This is a genomic window from Pseudomonas sp. (genome assembly GCF_051660785.1).
Classification (GTDB): domain Bacteria; phylum Pseudomonadota; class Gammaproteobacteria; order Pseudomonadales; family Pseudomonadaceae; genus Aquipseudomonas.
Genome location: NZ_JBOFQE010000010.1, coordinates 23206 through 30815 on the forward strand (window position 1 = coordinate 23206; position 7610 = coordinate 30815).

Consider the following 7610-nt stretch of genomic DNA (forward strand, 5'->3'; position numbering starts at 1 on the left):
TTGATACAAATACGCGTCTACCCTATATTCCGCGACCTCAAATCCTTGGGGAGGGGAATTCACATGTCACGCCAACAATCACAATTACCAGTCAGTTCACCGCGTTTGCTCGCGTCTGCAATTGGCGTGGCGCTCACTGCCAGCTCTGCCGGTCACATGGTTTTCGCAGCTGAAAAGGCCGACGAAAAAGCACCGAGCAATGCGATTTCCCTGGGGGCTACCGCCATCACTGGCGAAGCCCAGGATGCGACGGCCTACAACGTCGAAAAAGCCTCCTCGCCCAAGTACACCGCACCGCTGGTTGACACACCGCGTTCGATCACCGTCATCCCGCAGCAAGTGCTCAAGGACACCGGCGCCCTCAATATGCAGGACGCACTGCGCACCGTTCCGGGCATCACCTTCGGCGCCGGTGAAGGTGGCAACCCACAAGGCGATCGTCCGTTCATTCGTGGTTTCGACGCTCAGGGCGATACGTACCTGGATGGCGTGCGCGACACCGGTTCGCAGAGCCGCGAGATCTTCGCCGTCGAATCCATCGAAGTCAGCAAAGGCCCGAACTCGGCCATTGGCGGCCGTGGCGCGGCGGGCGGCAGCATTAACCTGGTGAGTAAAAAGGCGCACTTGGGCGACTCGTTTGACGGTGGTTTTACCTGGGGTTCGGACCAGACCCAGCGTTACACCCTGGACGGCAACTACCAGTTCACCGATACCGCCGCTGGCCGACTGAACCTGATGAGCCACGAAAGCAACGTTGCCGGCCGTGACAGCGTCGATTACGACCGCTGGGGCATCGCACCGTCGCTGGCATTCGGCCTGGGCACCGACACCCGGGTCAACCTCGATTACTACCATCTGGAAAGCAACGACACGCCAGACTCGGGCATTCCGTACACCATCCCTGCCGCTGGCTCGGCCGCCCGCACCAAGTCGAATCCGGACAAGCCTTTCGCCGGGGGTGATCACAGCAACTTCTACGGTCTGGACAATCGTGACTTCCGCAAGGGCCGCACCGACACGGCCACCTTCGCCATCGAGCACGACCTGAGCGATGCGCTGACCGTCAAGAACACCTTGCGCCACGGCAACAGCATGCAGGATTACATCCTCACCCAGCCGGACGACAGCAAGGGCAACGTCAATAACGGCAGCGTCTGGCGCCGGGCCAACACCCGCGTCAGCAACACCGAGACCACCACCAACCAGACCGATCTGTTTGGTGACGTGTACATCGCCGGGTTCAAGAACAGCTTCGCCACCGGTATCGAGTTGAGCCGTGAGGAAAGCCAGAAGTCCTCGTACAACGTCAACGTCGACACCACCCCGAGAACAGCCGCATCGACCACTAACTGCTCCCCGGCATTGATCGGCGCGCCAAGCGGTTACAACTGCACCTCGCTGGCCAACCCGAACCCGAACGATCCATGGAACGGTGCGATCTCGCGCAACTACGCCGGCACCGACACCCAGGCCGACACCTACGCGCTGTACGCGTTCGACACCCTGGAATTGTCCGAGCAGTGGCTGGTGAACATGGGCCTGCGTTACGACCATTTCGCCACCCAGTACAAAACCTATAACGCCTCCAGCGTGACCACGTCCAAGGGCGATGATGTCAGCGAGTTCGTGACCGGCCAGTTCGGCGTGGTTTACAAGCCGGCGGAAAACGGCAGCATCTATGCGTCGTTTGCAACATCCGCCACGCCACCGGGCGCTACTCTGGGCGAAGGCCAGGAAGGCAACCCGTTGGGCGGCACTCCGGATCGCAACGGCAACCTGCTGAGCAGCGACATGGAGCCGGAAACCACCAAGAACTACGAAATCGGTACCAAGTGGGATTTGCTCAACGATCGTCTGTCGTTGACCGCCGATATCTTCCGCACCGAGAAAGAAAACGCCCGCGTTCAAGTCGATACCACCTCTTATGAAAACGCCGGTAAAACCCGCGTTCAAGGTATCGAACTGTCGGCCACTGGCAAGATCACCGAAAAATGGCAGGTCTTCGCCGGTTACGCCTACATGGACAGCGAGCAAGTCGATGGTGGTGATCTGCCGGCCAACAAAGCCAACAACGGCAACGAGCTGCCAAACACCCCGAAAAACAGTGCCAGCCTGTGGACGACCTATCAGGTCACGCCGAAGCTGACCATCGGTGGCGGTGCGTTCTATGTTGACGATGTATTCGGCAGCGTGGCCAACACCACCATGGTTGATTCCTACGTTCGTTACGACGCAATGGCCGCCTACAAGCTGAGCAAAAACGTCGACCTGCAACTGAACGTGCAAAACCTGACAGACGAAACCTACTACGACAAAGCCTTCTCGACCCACTTCGCCAACCAGGCGGCGGGCCGCACGGCATTGCTGAGCACCAACTTCCACTTCTAAAAAAAATGTGGGAGCGAGCCTGCTCGCGATGAGGGCAACACATTCAACATTTATGTTGGCTGAGGCACCGCCATCGCGAGCAGGCTCGCTCCCACATGGAATGAGGATGCAGGTCAGGCCCCGTTCATCCCCATGAACGGGGCTTTTCTGCGTAAAAAAGAATGTTTCTCAGCAACCCACGGCATAATGCGCGCCGTGATGATTATTTCGAACGAACAAGGCGAGCGACGTGTTGAAGAAAACCCTGTTCCAGTTGCACTGGTTTTTCGGCATCAGTGCCGGGCTGGTCCTGGCCCTGATGGGCATCACCGGGGCGATGGTCTCGTTTGAGGATGAAATCCTCAGCGCGCTCAATCCTTCCGTGCTGCAGGTCGAAAAGCAGGTTGCCGGCGTCTTGCCGCCCGCCGAACTGGTGGAAAAAATCGAGGGTGCTTCCGGCAAGAAAGTCGCGATGCTCTGGGTCGATACCGACAGTGGCAGCGCCGCGCGGGTGAGTTTCACGCCACCGCCGGGCGAACGCCGTGGCGAGATGCGCTACTTCGATCCGTACACCGCCGAGTTCATGGGTGAGGCCACCGGCCAGGATTTCTTCGGCCTGATGCTGCAACTGCACCGCTTCCTCGCCATGGGCGATACCGGGCGGCAGATCACCGGAGCCTGCACGCTAATCCTGGTGTTCTTCTGTCTGTCCGGGCTGTACCTGCGCTGGCCACGCCAATGGAAAAACTGGCGCGCCTGGCTGACCCTCGACTGGAAGAAAAAGGGTCGCAGCTTCAACTGGGACCTGCACTCGGTGGCCGGCACCTGGTGCCTGGTGTTTTACCTCCTGTCAGCGCTGACCGGGTTGTCCTGGTCCTATGAGTGGTACAACAAGGGCCTGACCCGGTTGCTGTCCGACTCTCCGCAAAACGAGCGCGTTCGCGGTGGTCGTGGCCCTGCGCCAAGCGGCCCGGCACCGACCGCCGACTACGCCGCCATGTGGAGCAGCATCTACAGCGCCGCAGGCCCGGCACTCAGCGCCTACAACATCCGCATGCCGCCCGTGGCCGGGCAATCGGCGACTGTTTTCTACCTGTTGAACACCTCGCCCCATGACCGTGCGCTGAACCAGATCACCCTCGACCCGGTCACCGGCCTCGTCAAGCGGCATGACCGCTACAGCGACAAGAGTCTCAAGGCGCAACTGCTGACGAGCATCTATGCCCTGCACGTCGGCAGTTACTTCGGCATTGTCGGGCGCATCATCCTGACCATCACCGCGTTGACCATGCCGCTGTTCTTCGTCACTGGCTGGTTGTTGTACCTGGATCGTCGCCGCAAGAAAAAGCAGATCAAGGACGCCCGCAAAGACTTCGCGCAAACGGGCAGCAATACACCCGCGTGGTTGATCGGCTTCGCCAGCCAGAGCGGGTTTGCCGAGCAACTGGCGTGGCAGACCGCCGGGCAATTGCAGGCTGCCGGCCTGCCGGTGAACGTTCAACCGCTGGCGACTGTCAGCGAACAGGACTTGCGTGAATCCAGCAACGCGCTGTTCGTCGTCAGCACCTTCGGCGATGGCGAAGCACCGGACAGCGCCCGTGGTTTTGAGCGCAAAGTGCTGGGCCGGGCGTCAAGCCTGGAAAGCCTGAACTATGCGGTACTGGGTCTCGGTGATCGCCAGTATCAACACTTCTGCGGCTTCGCCCGACGCTTGCACACCTGGCTGGGCGAGCATGGCGGCAAGACGTTGTTCGCCCCGGTCGAAGTCGACAGCGGCGACCCTTACGCCTTGCGTCACTGGCAGCAGCAACTCGGCCTGTTGACCGGGCAAGTGCCGGTCGACACCTGGCAAGCGCCGAGCTTCGATAACTGGACGCTGACCCGCCGCGAGTTGATGAACCCGGACAGCAGCGGCTCGCCGGTGTACTTACTGGGCCTCACCGCTCCGACGACGAGCAGCTGGCTGGCGGGGGATCTGGTGGAAGTCCTGCCACGCAATTGCCCGTGGGCGATCGAGCACTTCCTTGATGGCCTGGGCATTGAAGGCCGGGCGATGGTGACCTTCGATGGCCTGTCGCAACCGCTGGAGCAAGCCCTCGCCAGCCGCCAACTGCCCGAGAACAGAGCTCACCTGGTCGGCCTGCACGCGCAAGCGCTGGTCGACGCCCTCGTGCCGTTGGCCATGCGCGAATACTCCATCGCCTCGATCGCTGCTGACGGTGTGCTGGAGCTGATCGTGCGTCAGGAACTGCATCCCGACGGCAGCCTCGGCATCGGCTCCGGCTGGCTGACCGAACACGCGCCAGTGGGCAGCACCATCAGCCTGCGGGTGCGGCGCAACAGTGGTTTCCACCTGCCGATCGAGCCGGTGCCAATGATCCTGCTGGGTAATGGAACTGGGCTGGCCGGACTGCGCAGTTTGCTCAAGGCGCGCATTGCCGATGGGCAGCAACGGCATTGGCTGCTGTTCGGCGAGCGCAATCGGGAATACGACTACCTGTGCCGCGATGAGCTTGAGGAATGGTTGATTTCAGGCGATCTGGAGCGACTGGACCTGGCGTTCTCGCGGGATCAGGCCGAGAAGATTTATGTGCAGGATCGACTGCGTGAGTCGGCCGATCTACTGAAGCAATGGTTGGCCGACGGTGCCGTGATTTACATCTGCGGCAGCTTGCAGGGAATGGCTTCAGGTGTGGATCACGTGCTTAACGAAGTGCTCGGGATTGAAGAGGTTGATCGCCTGATCGAGCAGGGCCGCTACCGACGGGATGTCTACTAAAAGCCCCCTCACCCTAACCCTCTCCCCAAGGGGCGAGGGGACTGACCGAGGTGTTCTTAGAGTTACATCGACCTGAAAAATCGAGTCGAACTCAGGCATCGAGAACGATGAATATCTGCTCCCTTTCCCCCTCTCCCCACTGGGGTGAGGGGGCGATCTCAAATCATCCGCAAAGTCCGGACTACAGTTAAACCTCCACCCCCCTTCACACGGACGTGAAGCATGCCCACACGAACCTCCTCCAACCTGCGCCAATTCGCTCGTCACCTGCGCACCAACCAGACCGAATGCGAGCTCCTGCTCTGGCAAAAACTCCGATCCCGGCAAATCGCCAATCTGAAGTTTCGACGGCAGTTTCCATGTCCGCCTTATGTCCTGGATTTTTATTGCATTGAGCTGAAGTTGGCCATCGAGCTGGATGGTGGTCAGCATTATGAGACTGCGGGGAAAATCCATGATCGGAGGCGAACGCTTTATCTTCAGGCGCAAGGTATTGAAGTTGTGCGATTCAATAATCTGGAGGTTATTGAGCGGATGAGTGATGTGTTAGAGCAAATCCTGAGGTTTGCTGCGAATCGCAGCCCTCACCCTCTCCCAGAGGGCGAGGGGACTGACCTTGAGTTTCTTTAGAAATTCTGCGACCTGAAATTTCGAGTCGAGCTCACGTTTCGAATCCAATGGAGATCGACCCTCTTTCCCCCTCTCCCCTTTGGGGAGAGGGATGGGCGGGCGGCGTTCCGATGAGGGGTGGATCTATCAGACGGGCTGTAACTTCTGCTCAAACACCGCCACCCCATCCAGATCCCGCAACACCACGCTCATCTCCCCCGTCTGCCCGTCAATATCCACCTCGCCAAAAAACTGAAATCCGGCAAACGGCGAGGTGTTCTGCGCCGGTGGGGCCTTCTGGAAAACCACCTCGGGCCCGAACGTCTTATCCAGCACATCAGGCCCGAAACTCCCCGCATTCAACGGCCCGGCGACAAACTCCCAGAACGGTTCGAAATCCTGGAACGCAGCACGACCCGGGTGGTAATGATGCGCTGCGCAGTAATGCACATCCGCCGTCAGGAACACGAAATTGCGCACCTGCTGCGTCCGTAAGAAGCCCAGCAGCTCGGCGATTTCCAGTTCACGTCCCTGGGCCGGACCGGGGTCACCGTTGGCCACCGCTTCCCAACGCGCCACACCCGGGCTGACCTCACCATCCGATACACCGAGACCAATCGGCATATCCGCAGCGATGACTTTCCACTGGGCGCTGGACGCTTTCAATTCGCGCTTGAGCCAGTCCAGTTGTTCGCGACCAAGGAAGGGTTTGGCGGCGCCGAGGTTGTCGTCATTGGCCCCGCGATAGCTGCGCATGTCGAGCACGAACACATCGAGCATCGGCCCATAACCCACCTTGCGATAAATCCGTCCGCCACCATCGCCGCTCTGCCAACGCATGGGCGCATATTCGAGCCAGGCCTGCCGCCCTGGTCCCACCAGGCTGTGGATATCTTTGCTCGTGTAACGCTCATCCAGCTGCTTGCCCGGCGACCAGTTATTCACCACTTCATGGTCGTCCCACTGCCAGATCTGCGGGACTTCGGCGTTGAATCGGCGGACGTTCTCGTCCATCAGGTTGTAGCGGTAATTGCCGCGGTAATCGTCCAGTGTCTCGGCGACTTTGCTCTTGGCTTCGCTGGTGATATTGCGCCACACCCGGCCGCTTTCCGTGGTCAGTTGCGCCGGCACGGGGCCGTCGGCGTAGATGGTGTCGCCGCTGTGGATAAAGAAGTCGGGCAGGCGCAAACGCATGGCTTCGTAAATGCGCATGCCGCCGATATCCGGGTTGATGCCGAAACCCTGGCCGACGGTGTCGCCGCTCCAGACGAAACGGAGGTCGCGCCGGGTTTGCGGCACACTGCGCAAGTGGCCGAACCAGGGTTCGCTGGCGACACCACTTTGGGCGTCTTCGAAATACACGCGATAGAAAATCGCCTGATCCGCCGGCAGGCCAGTGAGTTCGACCCGAGCCGTGAAATCGGTGCGCGCATCGGCCAATGGCGAGACGAATCGACGAGGGTTGCCGAACAGGCTGCGGGTGTCCCATTCCACCACCATCCGCGCCGGTCGGTCGCTGCGGCTCCAGATCATCGCCCGGTCGTCCAGCAGATCGCCGGACTGCACGCCATCGGTGAGTTGCGGACGATCCTTGACCGAAGCGATGACGGCCGGCGCCAGGCCTGGAAGCAAAAGCCCGGCGCCGACGGCTTGCATGATACGCCGGCGGCCGAGGTCGAATTCGCTCATGGTGTTCTCCCTGAAAAGGGGAAACTAAAGCACGTGCGCATGAAACCGGTGTGACACCAAAATCAGCCAACACCACAGATCCCTTGTGGGAGCGAGCCTGCTCGCGATTGCGGTGTGTCAGACACCATCATTGTTGACTGACACACCGCTATCGCGAGCAGGCTCG

4 protein-coding genes are annotated in these 7610 nt (G+C 60.3%); 3 read left to right on the top strand and 1 reads right to left on the bottom strand.

The annotated features are described in order from the left end of the window. The first annotated feature begins 63 nt into the window (after positions 1-63). The 3 genes from ACRC4F_RS03160 (at position 64) to ACRC4F_RS03170 (ending at position 5776) form a co-directional block, all read left to right on the top strand. Positions 64-2388, top strand: coding sequence for a TonB-dependent receptor (locus ACRC4F_RS03160; protein WP_438658043.1), 2325 nt, complete (start codon positions 64-66; stop codon positions 2386-2388). A gap of 229 nt (positions 2389-2617) precedes the next feature. Then, the gene (locus ACRC4F_RS03165) at positions 2618-5146 is read left to right on the top strand and encodes a PepSY domain-containing protein (protein ID WP_438658044.1); all 2529 of its coding nucleotides are present in this window, start codon (positions 2618-2620) and stop codon (positions 5144-5146) included. A gap of 222 nt (positions 5147-5368) precedes the next feature. Continuing rightward, entirely contained in the window at positions 5369-5776 is a 408-nt protein-coding gene (locus ACRC4F_RS03170) for an endonuclease domain-containing protein (protein ID WP_438658045.1), read from the top strand. Between the two features lie 126 nt (positions 5777-5902). Here the strand turns inward: ACRC4F_RS03170 and ACRC4F_RS03175 are convergent, their stop codons facing one another. Then, the gene (locus ACRC4F_RS03175) at positions 5903-7444 is read right to left on the bottom strand and encodes an alkaline phosphatase D family protein (RefSeq protein ID WP_438658046.1); all 1542 of its coding nucleotides are present in this window, start codon (positions 7442-7444) and stop codon (positions 5903-5905) included. Positions 7445-7610: the final 166 nt, after the last annotated feature.

Coding starts and splice junctions, on each gene's coding strand:
- ACRC4F_RS03160 (WP_438658043.1), top strand. CDS start 64: ATGTCACGCCAACAATCACAATTACCAGTCAGTTCACCGCGTTTGCTC.
- ACRC4F_RS03170 (WP_438658045.1), top strand. CDS start 5,369: ATGCCCACACGAACCTCCTCCAACCTGCGCCAATTCGCTCGTCACCTG.
- ACRC4F_RS03175 (WP_438658046.1), bottom strand. CDS start 7,444: ATGAGCGAATTCGACCTCGGCCGCCGGCGTATCATGCAAGCCGTCGGC.